General features: G+C 36.4%; 21 protein-coding genes. 9 read left to right on the plus strand and 12 right to left on the minus strand.

Translation table 11 applies throughout. The features are described from left to right. The 5 genes from cobA to AC0UBM_RS09700 are packed head-to-tail and all read right to left on the minus strand — an operon-like array spanning window position 1 to window position 3636. Entirely contained in the window at window positions 1–810 is an 810-nt protein-coding gene (gene cobA / locus AC0UBM_RS09680) for a uroporphyrinogen-III C-methyltransferase (RefSeq protein ID WP_414036057.1), read from the minus strand. Further along, complete coding sequence (locus AC0UBM_RS09685; protein ID WP_475688466.1) at window positions 807–1391, minus strand: molybdenum cofactor guanylyltransferase; 585 nt, start codon at window positions 1389–1391, stop codon at window positions 807–809. Before AC0UBM_RS09685 ends, cobA begins: the two co-directional genes overlap by 4 nt. Then, window positions 1391–2137, minus strand: coding sequence for a sulfite exporter TauE/SafE family protein (locus AC0UBM_RS09690; protein ID WP_475688467.1), 747 nt, complete (start codon window positions 2135–2137; stop codon window positions 1391–1393). The genes AC0UBM_RS09685 and AC0UBM_RS09690 overlap by 1 nt, the downstream gene beginning before the upstream one ends. Continuing rightward, the gene (locus tag AC0UBM_RS09695; RefSeq protein WP_414036054.1) at window positions 2124–2462 is read right to left on the minus strand and encodes a winged helix-turn-helix domain-containing protein; all 339 of its coding nucleotides are present in this window, start codon (window positions 2460–2462) and stop codon (window positions 2124–2126) included. The genes AC0UBM_RS09690 and AC0UBM_RS09695 overlap by 14 nt, the downstream gene beginning before the upstream one ends. Continuing rightward, window positions 2452–3636 carry a molybdopterin molybdotransferase MoeA gene (locus tag AC0UBM_RS09700; RefSeq protein WP_475688468.1) on the minus strand — a complete coding sequence of 395 codons (1185 nt, stop codon included), beginning with the start codon at window positions 3634–3636 and terminating at the stop codon, window positions 2452–2454. The genes AC0UBM_RS09695 and AC0UBM_RS09700 overlap by 11 nt, the downstream gene beginning before the upstream one ends. A gap of 222 nt (window positions 3637–3858) precedes the next feature. Between AC0UBM_RS09700 and AC0UBM_RS09705 the strand changes: the two genes are divergently transcribed. Together AC0UBM_RS09705 and AC0UBM_RS09710 are read left to right on the plus strand one after the other, a co-directional pair. Continuing rightward, window positions 3859–5073 (plus strand): metallophosphoesterase, encoded by a 1215-nt coding sequence (locus AC0UBM_RS09705; protein ID WP_475688469.1) that lies wholly within the window; start codon window positions 3859–3861, stop codon window positions 5071–5073. A gap of 64 nt (window positions 5074–5137) precedes the next feature. Then, complete coding sequence (locus AC0UBM_RS09710) at window positions 5138–5548, plus strand: hypothetical protein (RefSeq protein WP_414036051.1); 411 nt, start codon at window positions 5138–5140, stop codon at window positions 5546–5548. 126 nt (window positions 5549–5674) lie between these two features. Here AC0UBM_RS09710 and AC0UBM_RS09715 read toward each other — a convergent pair whose 3' ends face one another. From AC0UBM_RS09715 to AC0UBM_RS09740, 6 genes are all read right to left on the minus strand, one after another. Next, window positions 5675–6073: a hypothetical protein gene (locus AC0UBM_RS09715; protein ID WP_475688470.1), complete on the minus strand. Its 399-nt coding sequence runs from the start codon at window positions 6071–6073 to the stop codon at window positions 5675–5677. Between the two features lie 274 nt (window positions 6074–6347). Next, the gene (locus AC0UBM_RS09720) at window positions 6348–6815 is read right to left on the minus strand and encodes a PEGA domain-containing protein (RefSeq protein WP_475688471.1); all 468 of its coding nucleotides are present in this window, start codon (window positions 6813–6815) and stop codon (window positions 6348–6350) included. A gap of 437 nt (window positions 6816–7252) precedes the next feature. After that, window positions 7253–7945 carry an AbiU2 domain-containing protein gene (locus tag AC0UBM_RS09725; RefSeq protein WP_475688518.1) on the minus strand — a complete coding sequence of 231 codons (693 nt, stop codon included), beginning with the start codon at window positions 7943–7945 and terminating at the stop codon, window positions 7253–7255. A 216-nt stretch (window positions 7946–8161) separates the two neighbouring features. Then, entirely contained in the window at window positions 8162–8857 is a 696-nt protein-coding gene (gene deoD, locus AC0UBM_RS09730; protein ID WP_475688472.1) for a purine-nucleoside phosphorylase, read from the minus strand. A 41-nt stretch (window positions 8858–8898) separates the two neighbouring features. Beyond that, window positions 8899–9555: a deoxyribose-phosphate aldolase gene (gene deoC, locus AC0UBM_RS09735; protein WP_475688473.1), complete on the minus strand. Its 657-nt coding sequence runs from the start codon at window positions 9553–9555 to the stop codon at window positions 8899–8901. Between the two features lie 165 nt (window positions 9556–9720). Continuing rightward, window positions 9721–10401, minus strand: a complete 681-nt coding sequence (locus tag AC0UBM_RS09740) for a YiiX/YebB-like N1pC/P60 family cysteine hydrolase (RefSeq protein WP_475688474.1) — start codon at window positions 10399–10401, stop codon at window positions 9721–9723. A 103-nt stretch (window positions 10402–10504) separates the two neighbouring features. On the opposite strand from AC0UBM_RS09740, the gene AC0UBM_RS09745 reads away from it, so the two are divergent. Further along, the gene (locus AC0UBM_RS09745) at window positions 10505–11020 is read left to right on the plus strand and encodes an adenine phosphoribosyltransferase (protein WP_475688475.1); all 516 of its coding nucleotides are present in this window, start codon (window positions 10505–10507) and stop codon (window positions 11018–11020) included. Window positions 11021–11627: 607 nt separating this feature from the next. Beyond that, window positions 11628–12269: a DUF6266 family protein gene (locus AC0UBM_RS09750; RefSeq protein WP_475688476.1), complete on the plus strand. Its 642-nt coding sequence runs from the start codon at window positions 11628–11630 to the stop codon at window positions 12267–12269. 143 nt (window positions 12270–12412) lie between these two features. On the opposite strand, the gene AC0UBM_RS09755 is transcribed toward AC0UBM_RS09750, so the two are convergent. Then, window positions 12413–12670 carry a helix-turn-helix domain-containing protein gene (locus AC0UBM_RS09755; RefSeq protein ID WP_434035257.1) on the minus strand — a complete coding sequence of 86 codons (258 nt, stop codon included), beginning with the start codon at window positions 12668–12670 and terminating at the stop codon, window positions 12413–12415. A gap of 376 nt (window positions 12671–13046) precedes the next feature. Here AC0UBM_RS09755 and AC0UBM_RS09760 point away from each other — a divergent pair, with 376 nt between their 5' ends. From AC0UBM_RS09760 to AC0UBM_RS09780, 5 genes are all read left to right on the plus strand, one after another. Continuing rightward, complete coding sequence (locus AC0UBM_RS09760; protein ID WP_414036039.1) at window positions 13047–13907, plus strand: hypothetical protein; 861 nt, start codon at window positions 13047–13049, stop codon at window positions 13905–13907. 161 nt (window positions 13908–14068) lie between these two features. Continuing rightward, a complete protein-coding gene (locus tag AC0UBM_RS09765; RefSeq protein WP_434035259.1) occupies window positions 14069–15583 on the plus strand; it encodes an arylsulfatase in 1515 nt (504 codons plus the stop codon). A 138-nt stretch (window positions 15584–15721) separates the two neighbouring features. Continuing rightward, on the plus strand, window positions 15722–16759 hold the full coding sequence (locus AC0UBM_RS09770) for an HAD family hydrolase (RefSeq protein WP_475688477.1): 1038 nt from the start codon (window positions 15722–15724) through the stop codon (window positions 16757–16759). Window positions 16760–16948: 189 nt separating this feature from the next. Then, window positions 16949–18487, plus strand: coding sequence for an arylsulfatase (locus AC0UBM_RS09775; RefSeq protein ID WP_475688478.1), 1539 nt, complete (start codon window positions 16949–16951; stop codon window positions 18485–18487). A gap of 87 nt (window positions 18488–18574) precedes the next feature. Next, window positions 18575–19549, plus strand: coding sequence for an AAA family ATPase (locus AC0UBM_RS09780; protein WP_475688479.1), 975 nt, complete (start codon window positions 18575–18577; stop codon window positions 19547–19549). Window positions 19550–19558: the final 9 nt, after the last annotated feature.

The raw sequence follows: 19558 nt of genomic DNA on the forward strand, positions 1-19558 counted from the left end.
TTATGCTGTTATAGGTTCTATGTCTAAATTTTGATATATAAAATCGTCTTCCATAAATTGCTCGTTATAATACGTCAGTAAACTTTTATGACCGTTTACAACCTCTCCAATAATGATAATTGCAGGAGACGATAATTGTTTTTCTTGTACTAAATCTACGATGGTATCAATGGTTCCAATCGCTTGCTGTGCTTCTTTTTTAGTGCCGTTCTGAATAATCGCTACAGGCATATCGCCGCGGTTATTCAATTTATAAATAGCTGCAATCTCCGAGAGTTTAGACATGCCCATTAAAATAATGACAGTCGCTGTAGATTGTGCGGCTAACTTAACATCGTTGGACAAAGCACGGCTAGATGTTGTACCTGTAATTACCCAAAAACTTTCAGATATTGTACGTTGTGTAACAGGGATTCCTACAGAAGCAGGAACGGCAATTGCTGAAGTAATTCCAGGGATAATGGCTGTCTTAATCCCGAAACGTTCTAGGTAATCGGTTTCTTCTTTTCCGCGACCAAATACAAACGGATCACCACCTTTAAGTCTTACAATCTTTCCGTATTTCTTAGCATAGCTCACTAACAAATCGTTAATCTGATCTTGAGTGTAACTGTGGTTGCCTTTGCGCTTTCCAATATATAATTTCACGGCATTAGGCGCGTGATCTAAAATGTCTTCATTTACCAACGCATCGTATAACACGGCTTTGGCTTTTTTTAGCGCTTTTACGGCCTTTAATGTGAGTAAATCAGGATCTCCAGGGCCCGCGCCAACAAGCGTTACTTTAGGTTGAATGTCTGTGTTTTTCATGGTCTACTTTGTATTAAGGTTCGTAATTCGTCTTTGGTGTTTATGTTGTAAAGGGCGTCAAAATCTCTCGAAGCTACTTGTATGCGGTGATAGGTTGAGGCTTGAATTAAACTCATGAGTTTTAAATGATCTTGCCTGATCGCGTCTTCAAACTTCTGAAGATTGTTTACACTATACATGCCAATTAATGGGTAATCTCTCGTGCTATCACTTACAAATGCAATGTTGGAATTTATCACTTTTGATTGGATTAAATAGCGCTTTAAAATGTGTGTCGATATCATTGGTATATCGCAACTTAATATTAAATTCTGTTGGGTGTCTGTATGTTTTAAAGCGGTATATATGCCACCTACAGGCCCTTTGTTTTTATAAATATCTGCTAGTAATGGATAATTATAAATGCTGTAATCTGTGTTTTCTGTAATGAGGTATATCCGATTAGAAATGGGTTTTACCGCCTCCAAAATCCATTCTATAAATGGCTTGTCTTTAAACACAACCAAGCCTTTCTCTGTTTGCATTCTAGAGCTTTTGCCTCCGCAAAGAATATAGATCGATATGTGTTTTTGTGTCTGCATTAATACAAGAATAATTTAAACGATGCTAATATTAAAACAAACGATAACATATAAGTGAGTTTTACATTCGATAACTTCTGACTCCCATAAAACGCGCCCATGCTACCTCCAATTAAAGCAAAGGGAATAAGATAAAAGGACTCCGTTGGAAAACTGTTATGTTTTAACAAAAAGCCTATAATACCAGCAATGGAGTTTACAAATATAAATAGGGCAGAAACGGCCGCCGATTCCTTTGTGGTTCCCCAAGCCAATAGTAAAATTATCGGACTCAATATAATACCGCCACCAATACCAATCATGCCAGAGAATAGTCCGATACCACAACCAATAACTAAGGCTAACGGAATCTGTACTGCTTTTTTATGGTCTTGTTCTTTACCAAAAACGCCTAAAATTCTCAAGACGGCAATCACTAAAAACACACCTAGAATTTGTTTGTATAAGGTGGTGTTTATGGTGAGATAGCCTCCAAGAAAAGCGGCAGGTATAGAGGTTATTGCAAACGGATAAAATAGTTTCCAATTAAAATGTTTATTCTTTTTAAAGAACCAAAATGAGATTCCACTCACAAAAATATTCAGTAATAAAGCTGTGGGTTTAATCACTAAAATAGGAAACGAAAATAATGCCATTAATGCCAAATAGCCACTCGCACCACCATGACCAACCGAAGCATACAAAAACGATATGCATACCAGAATCAGGGCGAATATTATAAATATGTTGGTACTAAGAAATTCCATTTGTTAGTGGCTTGTATTCGTCGTTTAAAAATGTTTCACATTTGCTGTTTAACTGTTCAAATTGGGTGATAAGTTTTTTGCCATAAGGCGTGAGCTTGGAACTACCACCAGATTTACCGCCTATAGATTTTACCAGTAAAGGTTCTTCGGCTAATTGTTCCATGTCGTTTAGTAAGTTCCAGGCCTTTTTATAGGACATCTTAAGGGCTTTGGCCGCGGCGGTTATGGAGTGCTCGGAATCTACTTTTTTAAGAAGCTCAATCTTGCCATAACCTATAAACGGTTTCCCGTCTTTTTCTATCCAAATACGACTTTTAATTTCCATAACACTCTAAATTTATACAGCTTACTAGATCTTGTTTCTTAATGGTTTCTACATGTTCCGGTACCATTAACAAGACATTACTGGTTGCGAAGGTGTTAAGCATAGAGGACTGCTGACTGGGTAAAACACTAACGATACCGTCTTGTAAGCTGGCTTTTAAAAACAACGTCTTTCCGGAGGTATTTTTAAAGTCGGTGGCACTCTTAGCTTGAATTCGAGGCAAATGATAACCTGAATATCCAGAGCATTTCTTAAGCAATGGGAGCACATAAACATAAAAACAGCTTAATGCCGATGCTGGATTACCGGGAAGCGCAAATACAAATTGCTGATCTTTTTTTCCAAACCATAGAGGCTTTCCTGGCTTTTGGTTAATCTTGTAAAACAACTCATCTACATCATTTATACCTAATGCTTCTTTTACAAAATCGTAATCTCCAACCGAAATCCCTCCAGAAATTAAAAGGACGTCGCTGTACTCTAATGCGCGTTTTATATTCTTTTTCGTAGCCTTTAAGGTGTCTTTAGCGTAAAACACTTTAACTTGTGTAAGTCCAAAACGCTGTAAGGCCATTTTTAGCATTACGGCATTACTTTCGTAAATAGCGCCCTCTTTTAAAGGTTTGCCTTGCTTTTGTAATTCGTTTCCCGTTACTAAAATCGAAACCTTTGGTGTTTTAAAAACGGCTACTCTTTGTATGCCGAGACCTGCCAGAAAACCTATTGCGGCTTCATTTAATTTTAGACCTTTTGTTAATACCAAATCTCCAGTACTTACTTGTTCACCTACAGGTCTTACATTGCTACCTTTATTAGGCATCTTTGTAATAGTTATGCTATTGTCTTGTTTGGTAACGTGTTCTTGCATAACCACAGTGTCGGCATCATCTGGGACTTTAGCTCCGGTAAAAATACGTACGGCTTCAAGTGGATGTATTGCTATGTGTTTTGCATCGCCAGCCTTAGATTCTTCCGTTACGGTATAAGTAGTGCTGTCACTCCACTTTAGTGCATAACCATCCATAGCCGATTGTCTAAACGATGGCATATTTATAGGTGCAAAAATGTCCTCGGCTAAAATAGACCCTAGACTTTTAGCAATCTTCACTTTTTTAATACGTTGGGAGACTACTGTGCTGTCTATTATATGTATAGCTTGTGTTACTGGGATCATGTTTTAAAAGCGTTATGTCTGGTCGAATATAACGAAATAAACCATTCAAAACACATAAACTAAGTATTTTTACGTAGTTTTTGAGTATTTGTCCTTTTTTTATTAATTATCTAAAGAAGCCTGCTTTTTATTGCAGAACTTGTTTTCGAATTACAATGAGAATGGAATGAGTTAACGTATCCCTGCACTACATTGTAATTTTAATATTTTAAAATTTGAAGTATGAAATCGTATCCGTTGTCGGTAATAATATTGCTTTGTATAGCGCTTTTACTGGTGGATGTCGCGACATTTTATTGGTTACAATCGCTAATAAAACACATTCCGGCAACAGAGATAAGGCTTGTAATAAATACCATATTCGTATTAATATCTGTGAGTTTGGTTATTACAATCCTTGTTCTTAAAGTCCGATTAGATCATGTCGATATTAAAAAGAAACAACGTATCATTTCTTCCTTTTATGGGATAACAGTGGCGTCGTTTGTGCCAAAAATTATTTTTGTCATTTTTATTAGTGGGTTTGCTTTAACCAATCGTGTGTTTAGCGATACCGAGTCGGTATATATTGTGCCCATTTTAGGTTTAGTGACTTGGATATTACCGTTTACAGCCATTTTATATGCTGTGTTTAAAGCGGTCTATCATTTTAAAACCTATCACGTTACCGTAAAGCACGACAATTTACCACAGGCTTTTAATGGTTTAAAAGTGGTACATATATCAGATTTGCATTTGGGTAGTTTAAACTATCGCTATAATGTATTAGATAAAGCGATACAAATTATAAACAACCTAAAACCCGATGTGGTTTGTTTTACAGGCGATTTGGTAAACAATTATGCATGGGAATTAAAAGGTTGGGAGGCTTCGTTTTTAAAGTTGTCTCCAGAGATAAAGAAATACGCCGTTTTAGGAAATCACGATTATGGCGATTATAGTGTATGGCAGTCGGAAGACGACAAACAAGAAAATTTAGAGCTATTAAAACGGTTTTACAATAATGTTCATTTTAAATTATTACTTAATGAATGGGACGTGATTAGTAAAAACAACGAAAACTTATATATAGTAGGTGTCGAGAATTGGGGTATGCCTCCCTTTAAACAGTATGGCGACTTACAGAAAAGCATTTCTGGAATAAGGCCGGCAGATTTTAAAATTTTAATGTCTCACGATCCTACACATTGGAGCGAAGAAGTAGTTAGTCAAACTAATATTGCGCTTACATTGGCAGGACATACGCATGGTATGCAAGCTGGACTTCGTATTAAGAATAAGGCGTGGAGTCCGATAAAGTATAAGTATAAGCATTGGGCGGGCTTGTATAAAGACGCTAGCCAATATTTATATGTCACTCGGGGATTAGGATGGTTGGGATTTCCTGGGCGTTTAGGCATGAGACCCGAAATTACGTTACTCACTTTAACAAAATAAGCGGATAACGGTTTTAAATTATAATACTTAGAAAAATAATATTAACTTATAAAAACATTAAAATATGGACATTATGGGAGTTTTAGCAGAAGACAGTAAACAATTAACATTAATCTATAGTTCGGAAAGTTCGGTAGGTAAGCAAACCTTGGCGTATGCGAATGCCGCAGATAAAAAATTATTATCTATAGATATTTCAAAAACAAGAGTAACCGGCACACAGTGGGCAGAAGTAGCATCTAAATTAGGAGTTAAGATTGGGGATTTAGTCGATCAAGATCATCCTAATTTTGTTAAAAACTTCGGAGATAAAGGAGCCATTCTTGGTTCGGAAGATTGGATTAAAATTCTTCAAAACCAACCAGAAGTTTTAAGAGGTTGTATCGTTATAAACGGAAAAGAAAGTTTAGTCATTACAAACCCATCCGATTTAGTTAAACACCTAGACGTAGAAGGAGAAGATATCGAGGACTAATCCCTACATAGGTCGTGCTGCAGTTTTTTTCATAATGGCATATCAGCATTACATCATTAACAGTTACAAGCAGTGTTATCTTAGTTGCATCTAGGATATCACTGTTTTTTTATGTGTGCTCTAAATCTATGTGATTTTTACAGACAGTCCGTTTAAAAACGAATTCAACTTAGCAAGGTCTGCATCCTTGATGTAATTGGGATTTATTTTAATTTCTTTAGAATCTGACCTTAAAATGTAGTTGGTCGAATACTTTTTAATCTCCACAATGTCGTTAATATTCATCCGTTTTGGAAAAGGAGCATATTTAGAAAGCACATGATCTTCAATGGTAACATACGCCAGTTTGTGTTCTAAAAAGTACAGTCCAAATTGTAAGACTGCTAATACAAGCCAAACACAATCTACCCATCTTAAACTATAGCCCGGATTGAATATAAACTTTAGAAAAACCATAGCTAACCAAACAAAGCCATAAATAAGATTCCTGTATTGTTTCTTTTTTTTATAAAATTTTTGAATCATGTTATGTCTTTTTTTAATTTATATTGTTTGTTAAGCACGTAATAGTTCCTGTATACTCGGCACAGTTTTAAAAATGAGTACAGAATTAAAAATGTGACTACAGCATGCGATTTTTGAAACAAACTGACTTGAAACACATCGGTCACCGCGATTATAATTAGGAATGAACTAAGAAGCCAAAGTGCGGAGAATAAGATTACAGTCTGTTTTGTAGGATATTTTATTCTCATGTATAATGCAGAAACCATAGTGTGACAAGTTGATGTGTATAACTTTACTCAGATTTTTCTAATTGTCCAATTTGCTCAGCATTGGGATCTATTTCCATACTAACTTTTATTACTAACTTCTGGTTTTTTGTATGGTGTGTTGTTCCGGGTTTCGGACTTCCATCAAACTCTTGAGGCTTTAATTTAAAGATAGCTCCCGTTATGGGATCTACGATAAGTCCTATTAATCCGCCAATTGCAATATTACCAATATACCACGCATTAAACTTTTTATCTAGCCGGGTTTCGTAAGGCTTATAACCGTCTACTTTAAGCACAATACGGTAATCTTGATTTCTTTTTAGATTTTTCTGAACAGGTGTTTTACCTATTTCAGCACCGTTAATATAAACTATGGCAGAGTTGGGGTCCGAATTAATCTCGACTTGTTGTCGTGATCCTGAAATAATTGTGGCGCAGCTGGAAAGCAATAACACAAATAAAACTAAGGTAGATTTGTAAAGAATTTTCATTGATTTGTTTTTAATGTATTTAGGCTGTTTCAGACAAAGTCTATGCTTCTAATGGCTTTGTGAGTGTATACCCTAAAACTAATACAATTTGGTGAAATTTCTTTGTAGAATAGCAGTATTTATAAGTGTTTTATATAGAGAGAATATGAGATTTCTTTTTTTTGTTTTTTAGCCCTGTACTTTGGTTATTATTAGCGTTAATAGTCACTAGTGCCATCGACTAAAGAATCTTATGTCAATATTTAAAACGGTATTATCATCTTGAAAGGTGCTCGCGCTTGAGTATGTACAGTATAGTCTATCCTTTTTTTCTGTTCATGGTTTTAAAATACAGTAAATTATAATTTAATTGTATGACTTTTTTGTGGTAGGCTAAGAGGGGATTAGCAGGTGCTAGCGTTAGCGGGGGAGAATACTTAGTTATTATATACAGGCCTTTAACCTTTCATTATTTTTAATAGTTCTTGAATTTCTACAGATGAATCTAATTTTCCATATCCATTTAATGTCAATATTCTTATTTTTTTGAATTTGTATAAATTATTAATAACACCTGGCGTAGTATATTGAATATCAAAAAACCAATGATGGTTATCAAATTTTAAATTTAATTTGCTAAATATACTTTGAAGACCTTCTAGAATTTCCCATATTTCTTTTAATGAAATATCGTAGTTAAAAGATGTTTTTTTCTTGTCGTTATGTGCGTAATATTTATTCCGTAAACCTTCTATTTGCTCAAATTTTGTGGAAATTGTCGATAAATTATCACTTAAATAATTTAATTCTTTTAATGATATTGAATTTTCCCAATCTATTCTTTTTATGTTTAATTTACAGAATTCAAGAAGCTTATGAATATTATGGTCTTCCTTTTTTCCTATCAATTTAAAAATATCAATAATTAATAGTCTTATGTAGTTTCTATATAATCTATTAAAAAACATAGATTCAGTTAGAATTTCTTTCTCTTGTGAATTGTAACTTTCAATTAAACTTTTAATATCTTTTTTTATAAATTCTAGTTCAAGTAATGTATTTCGAATTTCAGATAGTCTTTCCTTTAAAATTTGTGTTTCAGGGCCCATTTTTCTCAGCTTGTATCCAACTCCTCTCAAGCCCAAGTCCATCCAAGCCAAGAAGCTATTATTAAAATTAATCCACCTAAAATACCACAATTCTTCAAAATCTCTTTACGGAAAGCCATAATCATGCGAATTAATTTAAAAATAGGGTGTAGGGAGCCTATATTCAAGCAATCAGAGACTTAGTAAACCTGAGAGGTGAAGAGAATAAATGCGAGTAGGACAGTAATGCGCAGTGTTATAGCACTGCGCTGAGGTCGGTTATGCCAAATCTAAGGCAATGTCTATCATGTCTTTAAACGTGGTTTCGCGTTCTAAAGCTGTGGTATGTTCTCCCGTGACTAAAGAATCGGATATGGTAAGAATGGCCAAGGCGTTTACTTGGTATTTAGCGGCGATGGTGTATAAACCGGCAGCTTCCATTTCTACGCATAACACACCAAAGTCTGCCCATTGTTTATACGATTCGAAATTGTCTGCATAAAACTCGTCGCTAGACAATACATTTCCTGCTTTAATGGCAATCTGTTTGTCGTTAGCACGTGTTACTGCTTTTTGAAATAAGTCGAAACTAGCCGTAGGGGCATAATCGGCACCATGAAAACGGGTTTTATTAATCCCAGACGAGGAGGCGGCCATGGCTAAAACTATATCTCTAATCTTTATATCTTTCTGGTAAGAGCCTGCACTACCCACACGAATTAAATTTTTAACCCCAAAATCTTTAATAAGCTCGGTAGCATAAATAGATATACTCGGGATGCCCATGCCCGTGCCCATTACAGAAATACGTTTGCCTTTATAAGTTCCGGTATATCCAAACATATTTCTAACGGTGTTAAAGCACACCGGGTTTTCTAGGTAATGTTCTGCGATCCATTTGGCGCGCAAGGGGTCTCCGGGTAATAAAATAGTTTCTGCTATTGCTCCTTTTTTGGCATCGATATGTAAACTCATGGGGGAATCATTTAATTAGGTAAAATAAATAGAACTGGCCGTTAGTGTTGTGCTATTTGGGCTTCGACTATAGACACGCCAGACGAGGTCCCGATACGGTCGGCACCAGCCTCGATAAATTGTAATGCCGTGTTTAAATCTCTAATACCTCCAGAGGCTTTTACTTTAGCTTTGCCTTCGGCGGTCTTTTTCATTAAGGCTACAGCTTCAATTGTAGCACCACTAGCCGAAAAGCCTGTCGATGTTTTTATAAAATCGGCTTTTGCTTTTATACTCAGTTGCGTCGCTTTCATGATTTGGAAATCGGATAGTTCGCTAATCTCGAAAATGACTTTTAAAGGGACTTTACCCATGCTGGCTTTTACCGCTTTAATGTCTTCGTAAACCATTTCAAAATTGTTGCTTTTTAACATGCCTACTTGTAGTACCATATCTATTTCTTCGGCACCTTGGTCTATGGCCATTTTGGTTTCGAAAACTTTAGTTTCGGTACTTACTGCGCCCAGAGGGAAACCCACCGTGGCACATACCTTTACGTCGCTTCCTTTTAGTAAGAGTTTGGCATAGGGAACAAAAAAGCTATTAACACACACCGAATAAAACTTGTATGTCAGGGCTTCTTCACATAGCGTTTTAATATCCTTTTTTGTTGCCGAAGATTTTAAAAGGGTGTGGTCTATGTATTTTGCGATATTCATAAGTACTGCATTTTTAAACGTTATATCTAGTAAAAATACAACACAGCCGAATGAATTAAAACTATTTCCGGGGCTAAATTAAAAAGCAGTCGGTATTTTAAGGTTGAAAACGTTTGCGTTTTAAATCGTTTATGAGGTAGGCAGAACAGTGCGCTTTACAGCAGATTATAATGCGACTTTTTTACTGGGTGTGCCATAGTGGTGCACAATATTGATATAAGACGAACGGGACATGCCTCCAGGATTTAAACCAGGCTGTCCTTCGGGAATATCGTAATCTAAATTTCTGAAATACACTTCCCAGATCGCAAAGGTCTCATTTGTTTCAGGCGATTTAAAGGTCATGGGTTGTTCCTTAAAAATAGGTTCGTTATTATTCGCCGATTTAAAGGCTAAGTGAATTAATTCCGAACAGTAATATTTGTCGTTATCAATATCAAAATAGGGATCGTATTCTGCATTCATTTTGGTATGAATAAAGCTTATGGCTTCTGGGATGAGGTGGCTTAATTGTGGTTTTACACGGCCAACAACAACTTTTGGTTTATTAAAAGCATCTAAACTTCTATTTAAAAACGAATCAATTGGTGTTAATACGACTCCGGCAGAAACGGCTTCCATAACTTTTAAATCGCCATTAGCACTTTCCATAACCAATCCAATATGCGAAAAATTATATTGGTTTACACCCTCGGTTACCGCTTCTATAGATTCGCAAAACGGACCGCAATCTACATCTTGAAATAATAAATCCCCTTCTTGTATTGAGAATTCTGGCCCTTGTTTGCAACTGTTTATTAGGGAGATAGCTAGTAGTATGCTTAGAAGATAATACGAGTTTGTCATGAGTGTATTGGTGCCTTGCCGCAAAAGTAAGGCGTAATTCTATAAATAAGAAACAGATTACCAATCTATTCGGAAAATAAAGCACTTTTTTTATCTTCGCAGTATGAAAGCAATCGAAAGTTACATTCGCGATATAAACGATTTTCCAAAACCTGGAATCGTATTTAAAGATTTAACCCCATTATTAAATAATCCAGAGGCCACACAATTGTGTTTAAACGCATTATTGACACAAATAGATGGACAGCAGGTAGATAAAGTTGTGGGAATGGAAGCACGAGGCTTTTTCTTTGGAACACTATTGGCACAAGCGTTAAACGCAGGGTTTATTCCAGTACGTAAATCTGGGAAGCTACCCTACGAAACCATGTCTGAAACCTATGCCTTAGAATACGGAAGTGATGTTTTAGAAATCCATGTCGATGCCATTAAACCTGGCGATCGCGTGTTAATTCACGACGATGTTTTGGCAACAGGAGGGACCGCAGAAGCCGTCTGTAAACTGGTAGAACGTTTAGGTGGCGGGATTGTACAATGCAACTTTATAATGGAACTTGGATTTTTAAACGGTAAAGACAAGCTAAAACCACATGCTGTGCGTTCGGTACTTACGTATTAGTTTGATAGCTTCTAAATTATAGATAAAAGATTAAAACCAAATCATTTGCTAGGGTGTTCGAGCGGCGTCGAGAACCAATAACAAAAATTCAAAAGCCTAGCGTATTCTGTTTCCTTGTAGAGTAATACATAGAAAAAAAGAGAGATATAGTTTAGATAGTCAGCTTCCGAATTATAAGTCAAACCCTAAAACCAATTCATTTGCCAGGGTGTATGAGCGCAGTCGAGAACCTATAACAGAAATCTAAAACTATAGCATTTATTTATTTCTAGCTTTCCCAATACCATCACCCATTCACAGTCGAGTCTCGTCCAGATAAAGCCCCATTTTTGGAAAATACACCCGAGCCTCTACTGAACAAGACCCGAACAAGACTCGAACAAAACCCCGTTCCGCCACGATTGGTGTGTCAGGAAAAATCATGTCGGTTCTTGCTGGTTCTACCGCATTCAGTTTGTGTCACCATGTGTCAGGATGTTTCAAAACACATCATTACAGTTCGGGTGCGTTCTCTTTTAATCTTCTTCGGTTAATACGTGTCAAGTGTATGTTTTTTAGTGTTATAGGTTGTAATTTGGTGGAATAGTAACCAATAAAATATATTATTATGGCAATTTTTGAAAAAGGCATCCTGGGCGGATTTTCAGGAAAAGTAGGCAATGTTGTAGGATCGCGGTGGCGCGGTAAAGATGTAATGCGTAGTTTACCACAACGGGGTAAGTATACGCCAACTCCTAAGCAGTTAGAGCAACGCGAAAAATTTAAAGCGGTAATCTTGTTCTTAACTCCCATTATATCGGTAGTGAGTTTGTATTTTGGTAATAGGCAGGGCGATAAATCTCGTTTTAATATGGCAACCTCATATCATTTAAAAGAGGCTGTAGTAGATAGCCCTTTGGGGTATGTTATCGATTTTACCAAGGTGCTTATTAGTAAGGGCGATCTACGTGGTTTAGATCGTGGTGCGGTAAGTGCGGCGGCTGGGCAAACTTTAAATTTTAGCTGGGCAGATAATAGCGGACAAGGGAATGCTTCGCCCTTCGACGAGTTAATTGTGGTAGTTTATGCGCCCGATTTAGATACGTTTTATACCAACTTGTCGGTAGATACCCGAGATGCAACTTCGGGAAGTGTAACCTTACCTGCTTTTATGGCTGGATTCGATGTAGAAGTATGGGCGTCTTTTAATAAGCCCGATACCAATTTGGCAGCCATTAGTACATATTTAGGACGTGTTACTATGGTGTAAGAAAGGCAGTATTATGTTGCAAGTATTAATAGAGCGTGTTAAGGTGTACAAAATGTTATACTTTAATGCGCTCTGTATTGCGACAACCTTATCGGGATGCATACCCCTTTTAGTTGTCGTTTTAAAATCTACTCTTTTAGATCTTATTCCGGTTTTAAATTTTGTTTGGCTTTAAACAACAGTATTTTATTTAAATAGTGCTTTGGAAATATGGGACAGCGACCTAATTTTAAACTGGGAATGCGATGATATTTGCGCAACCGGTATAAGGTGCTTCTGCTAATGTTTAAATAAGCTATGGCCTGATCTGTGTTTAGCCATTCTTCATCTTTATAAAATTGGGAATCTAAATGAATATTTTCATTCTGAATTTGCGGTAGGTTGGGGCTTGTTTTTGTCATCGTTTTTGAGGTTTTTCGTTGTTGTGTAATGAGTTGTTATCTAATGTGTTAGCTCTAATTTAGTGAAATATATAAACATAAAACACACTTTAAATAAAAATACGTATATTTACGTATATGCCTGTTAGTTAATGCATTGTGTGTGTTTTAACGCATGTAGTGGCAAAATATCGAAGGGTTTTTGTTCTTGTAACGTTATAGCGAGATATATAAATTATATAAAAGAGTTTTGTAAAATTACGCCTTGTAAATGAGTGTATTACATAGTAAGAGCCCTAGGTTTTCCGTGTATAAAAGACTGTAGATACATGGTGTTAGTCTAAAGTTTTATATTTTGCACCCTCAAATTTTAACAGTGTTGTATTAAATACATATTATGTTTCAGCCTACAGAAGATATTTTAGCTTTAGATGCTATGTTTAATCAGGAATTGGTCGATTGCCTGCCGGGTATTTTTTACCTGTACGAAGTAGTCGGGGACGAGGCTTATTTAAAACGCTGGAATAATAAACACCAAACGGTTACCGGACGCACACCCGAAGAGCTGTTAAATGCCAATCTAATGTCGTTTGTAGGGGAGGAAACTCAACCTTACTTAAAAGAATGTTTTAATGTTCTTATAGAAACGGGAAGCGTTAAAAACGTCTATGCAAATATTTTATCTAAAGAACATGGCGAAGTGCCGTATGTATTTGAAGGCTTTGGGTTCTCGTTACACAATCGGAATTTCTTTATGGGGATGGGTATGGACGTTTCTGATTTAATGAGTGCTAAGGAACAAATTAAACGCTTGGAGTTGCAGAAACAGCAAAAAGAAAAAGAATTATTTTCTATAGCCTTACAGGAACAAGAAAAGGAAGAACTTCTTCAGAATGTATTATTAAAATTAGAAAATATAGAGCGGCAAGATGTCAATCATTTACGCTCTAAGGATATAAAAACATTAACCAGCGAGATTAAAAATCATTTTTCTACGCACGATAATTGGCGGGTGTTTAAAAAGCTGTTCAAAGAAATTCATTACAATTTTTTCGAAACGCTATCGGCCACACACCCTAATATTACTAAAGGAGAATTAAAATATTGCGCATATTTAAAAATGCAAATGCATACCTCGGAAGTGTGTAGCATCATGAATATTTCTAAAGAAGGATTGGCAAAAAAAAGATACAGATTAAAAAAGAAACTAGGTTTAAAACCGGAAGAACAATTAGACGAATATATTATATCATTTTAAATAAAGTGTAATTTTGTCCATGATTTGTCCATGATTTGTCCATGATAGAGTAGCTCAAAAACTACTATTTTTGTCCGTATAGTTTCAATTAGCTTTCCGTAAAAAAGGAAGTGTTTATAACACTAATCAATTTTTAAGTCTAATTATTAACCAAATTTTTTATGAAAAAAAACAAATTTTTTACTGTAATGCTTCTGGCTTTGGCCACGGCGGCATTTGCACAAAACAAGCCAAACATCGTGGTCTTTTGGGGAGACGATGTGGGAATGTGGAACATTAGCGCATATCACAACGGTATGATGGGGGGAACAACACCTAACATTGATCGTATTGCAAATGAAGGTGCATTATTCACCGATCATTATGCGCAACAATCTTGTACGGCTGGTCGTGCGTCTTTTATCTTAGGACAACACCCGTTTAGAACAGGATTATTAACTATTGGTATGCCAGGTTCTGAACATGGTATTAATGCAGCAGATCCAACAATTGCTGAATTATTAAAACCGCTAGGTTATTCAAGCGGACAGTTTGGTAAAAATCACTTAGGAGATCAAGACAAGCACTTACCTACTAACCATGGTTTTGATGAATTTTTTGGAAACTTATATCACTTAAATGCTGAAGAAGAGCCAGAAACAGAATTCTACCCAAAAGATCCTGAATTCCGTAAAAAATACGGACCAAGAGGAGTACTTAAATCTACTGCCGATGGTAAAGTAGAAGATACGGGGCCATTAACGGTTAAGCGTATGGAAACTGCAGATTCTGAGTTTATTGGAGCTGCTTTAAAATTCATCGAAAAGAATGCAAAAGCTAATAAGCCGTTCTTTGCATGGATTAACTCTACTCGTACACACGTATGGACACATTTATCTGACAAATACTTACACAAATCTGGTTACGGTTTATATGCTGATGCTATGATGGAATTAGATGATGGTGTAGGTATGGTATTAGATAAATTAGACGAATTAGGTATTGAGGACAACACTATTGTTGTATTCTCTACAGATAACGGTGCTGAGAAGTTTACATTCCCTGACGGTGGAACTATTCCATTTAGAGGAGAAAAAGGAACAACTTGGGAAGGTGGATTTAGAGTACCTGCTATGGTAAAATGGCCAGGTCACATTAAGCCAGGAACTGTTATTAACGATATCTTCTCTCAGGAAGACTGGATGCCTACTTTATTAGCAGCAGCAGGAAACCCTAATGTAAAAGAAGAATTATTAAAAGGTAAATCTTACTCTGGTAAAACGTTTAAAGCGCACTTAGATGGTTACAACCAATTACCATTATTAACAGGTGAACTTAAAAAAGGTGAAGGTAAAAGACATGAGATCTTTTATTTTGATGCTGCAGGAAACTTAAACGCATTACGTTACGACGATTGGAAATTACACTTTTCTATCATGGAAGGTTCAATTAACGAAGCATATAGAAAGTCTCCATCTTGGCCAATTATCTTAAACTTAAGAAACGACCCGTTTGAAGTATCTATGGATGCTGCGTTATACATAAGAAATTATGCAGACCAAATGTGGATGATGGTACCAGCACAAAATTATGTTGGTAAATTCTTAAGTACATTTAAAGAATTCCCTCCAAGAAAAGGAAGCTCTTTAAGTATCGATAAAGTAATCCAAACGTTACAAACACCTACAAGAAATTAATTAATTTTTAAGGATATAAAAACTGATACAATGTAAAAATTGTATCAGTTTTTTTTTACTTAAATTCAATCTAAAGATGTTGTAAGTGCTTCATTTTTAGGTATATTTAAGTGTCAATATTTATTCAAAATCAAAATTATGAAAATTACATTTCCTACTTTCATTATTGCTTCTGCACTATGTGTTGTAACTAGTTGTAAAGAAGAAACTAAACCTGAAGTTAAAACAGAATCTGAAATGGCTGTAACCGAGGTTGTAACCAGCAACGCTCTAAGTGCATGGGCAGATGCCCCTAAAAAACGTATTGAAGATTGGGTAACCGCCGTAACTACAGAAGGGGCTGCAGATTTTATTCCTGTAGCCGACCGTATTGCTGTATTCGATAACGACGGTACCTTATGGCCAGAACAACCCGTGCCAAATCAGGTTCAATTTATGTTTGATTACTTAAAAAAAGAAATGCCTAATCACCCAGAATGGCAAAAAGACGCTCTACTTAGTGGTGTTGCAAAAGGCGATTTTGAGCCGTTAAAAAAAGCGGGGATGAAAGGCTTAATGTCTATTATAGATAAAACACATACGGCGCAAACAGAAGACGAATTTCAGGCGTCTGTAAAAACATGGATCGATACCACCATGAGTAAAAAATACAACAAACCTTACGATGAGGTGGTGTATTTACCAATGTTGCAATTGTTAGACTATTTAAAAGCTCACGATTTTAAAAACTTTATTGTCAGTGGTGGTGGTGCAGATTTTATGCGTGCTTTTGCCGAAGAGGCTTACGATATTCCGCCTTACCAAGTGATTGGTAGTTATGGCGAAACCAAATATGAGGTGATGGATGGAAAACCAACCATAACTAAAGTCTCTGGTGACATTTATGTAGATGATAAAGCAGGAAAACCACAAGCTATTCACCGTTTTATAGGAAAGAAACCCGTATTCTGTGGTGGAAATAGTGATGGCGACCAGGCCATGATGCAATATACATCGAGCTCTAAATACAAATCGATGTGCGTAATTTTACACCATACCGATGGGGAACGTGAATTTGAATACGACACCAAAACGCTTAGTGGCCATCTAGAAACCGCTTTAGTTGAAGCGAAGGAGAAAAACTGGTTGGTAGTCGATATGAAAAATGATTTTAAAACGATATTCGATTTCGAGTAAACAACACACTTGTAAGCTCTAGGACTTGCGTTAAAGACCTGCGAATTACTTAGTATTTAGTGTGTTTTGTTGTTAACTTTTTAAGTTAATGCATTAATTTTAAGTGTTTTTGTAAAAGATGTGTGCGATTTTTTTTATTTTAGAAGCACATTTAAATCAATATAATTAATAACCATTACCAATTTTTTTATGAAAAAATCTAAATTATTTACACTGTTGCTTGCGGCGGGATTAGTCTCTTCTGCATTCGCACAGAAAAAACCAAATATCTTGGTCCTGTGGGGCGATGATATTGGACAATCTAATATTAGTGCCTATACCATGGGACTAGTAGGTTACCGAACACCTAACATAGACCGAATTGCAGATGAAGGGATGATTTTTACAGATTATTATTCAGAGCAAAGTTGTACAGCTGGCCGTTCAACCTTTATCTTGGGACAAAGTGTTTTGCGTACAGGATTAAGTAAAGTGGGTATGCCAGGTGCTGCTCAAGGGATCTCAGAAAAAGACCCTACTATTGCCGAATTATTAAAACCTATGGGCTATGTTACTGGACAATTTGGTAAAAATCACTTAGGAGACCGTGACGAAATGTTGCCTACTAATCACGGTTTTGATGAGTTTTTCGGAAATTTATATCACCTAAATGCCGAAGAGGAACCAGAATTAAGAGATTATCCAGACCCTAAACAATTCCCTAATTTCGCTAAGAAGTTCGGACCTAGAGGTGTAATACATTCTACTGCCGATGGTAAAATTGAAGATACAGGACCCTTAACTAAAAAGCGTATGGAAACCATTGACGACGAATCGTCTGATGCTGCTATCGCATTTATTAAAAAATCTGTAGCTTCTGGTAAACCATTTTTTGTATGGTGGAATGGTACACGTATGCATTTTAGAACGCATGTGAAATCAGAGTTAACGGGGATTTCTGGACAAAATGAGTATGGCGATGGTATGGTAGAACACGACATGCATATCGGGAAATTCTTAAAAGTTATAGACGAATTAGGTATAGCCGATAATACAATCGTGCACTACGGTACAGACAACGGACCACATAAAAATACTTGGCCAGATGCAGGAGTTAATCCGTTTAGAGGCGAGAAAAACACCAACTGGGAAGGTGGTTGGAGAACACCTGCAATGGTGCGTTGGCCTGGTAAAATTAAAGCCGGTTCTGTGTCTAACGAAATCATGTCTGGTTTAGATTGGATGCCAACTTATGTCGCTGCTGCAGGAGATCCAAATGTGAAAGAAAAATTATTAACAGGACACAAAGCAAACGGTAAAACGTTTAAAGTGCACTTAGATGGGTATAACTTCTTACCATATTTAACTGGTGAAGTTGAAAAAGGTCCTCGTGAGGAATTATTCTATTTCTCTGATGATGGTGAATTAATGGCACTGCGTTTCCACGATTGGAAAGTAACATTTATGCATCAAGACTCTGAAGGAACTTTAGATACTTGGTCTAAGCCTATGGTGACAACAAGAATTCCATGGATTTATAATTTAAGAAGAGATCCTTATGAATTTGCAACAACAACTTCTAACACCTATTGGGACTGGTATTTAGATCACGTATTTTTATTGTTACCAGCATCGGAATATGTAGGTAAATTTATTTCTACGTTTGAGCAATACCCACCACGTATGAAAGCTGCAAGTTTTAACCTTGGAGATACCATGGATAAATTAACAGAAGCAGGTAAAAAATAAACACTATTTTGTTATAGCAAGGGAACCGTTCGTATGGGCGGTTTCTTGCTTTATTAAACCCAAAGCATATATTTAAACACATTTATTATGACGCCACACGAAGCTGTAGTACACCTTAAGTCAGCGATGTCTCAATCTATTATCGGACAACAAGAACTTATAGATCGTTTAATTTTAGTATTGCTCGCCGATGGGAATATGCTTCTAGAAGGATTGCCAGGATTAGCAAAAACGAGAGCGATAAAAACGTTGTCTAAACACTTAGATTGCGATTTAAGCCGTATACAATTTACACCGGATTTATTACCTACAGATATAACCGGTACCGAGATCTATCAGCCCGATGAAGCCGAGAAATTCATCTTCCAAAAGGGACCTATCTTTAGTAACCTTATTTTGGCCGATGAGATTAACCGTGCGCCTGCAAAGGTGCAATCGGCACTCTTAGAAGCTATGGAAGAACGCCAGGTTACCGTTGCTGGAAGCACATACAAAATGGATAAATTGTTTATGGTTATGGCTACCCAAAACCCGATCGAGCAAGAAGGAACTTATCCGTTACCAGAAGCACAAATGGACCGTTTCATTATGCATGTAGTGATTGATTATCCAGACGATGCTTCAGAATTAGGAATTTTAAGATTGAATAAAGCCGAGCAAAGCGTAGCTGTTAAATCTTCTCACACAGCTCCCGAAATTATTTCTCAGCAACATATTTTCGATGCGAGAAACGAAATTAACGTGGTTAAGGTGACCGAAGAATTAGAGAAATATATGGTGAGTTTAATTTCGGCAACACGATACCCAGAACGTTTCGATAAAGATCTTGCTGGATGGATCGACTTTGGAGCAAGTCCGCGTGGAACCATAGCTTTAGACCGTTGTAGTCGTGTTAACGCATGGATGAATGGAAAGGACTTTGTGTCGCCAGACAATATTCAGGCCGTTATAAAAGATGTACTTAGACATCGTATTGCCTTAAGTTATAAAGCCCGAGCAGAAGGCATAACAACCAATCAAGTAATTGATAAAATTTTAGAAGTTGTAGCTGTAGTGGCTTAATACGTTTAT

The organism is Formosa sp. F44 (assembly GCF_056238645.1).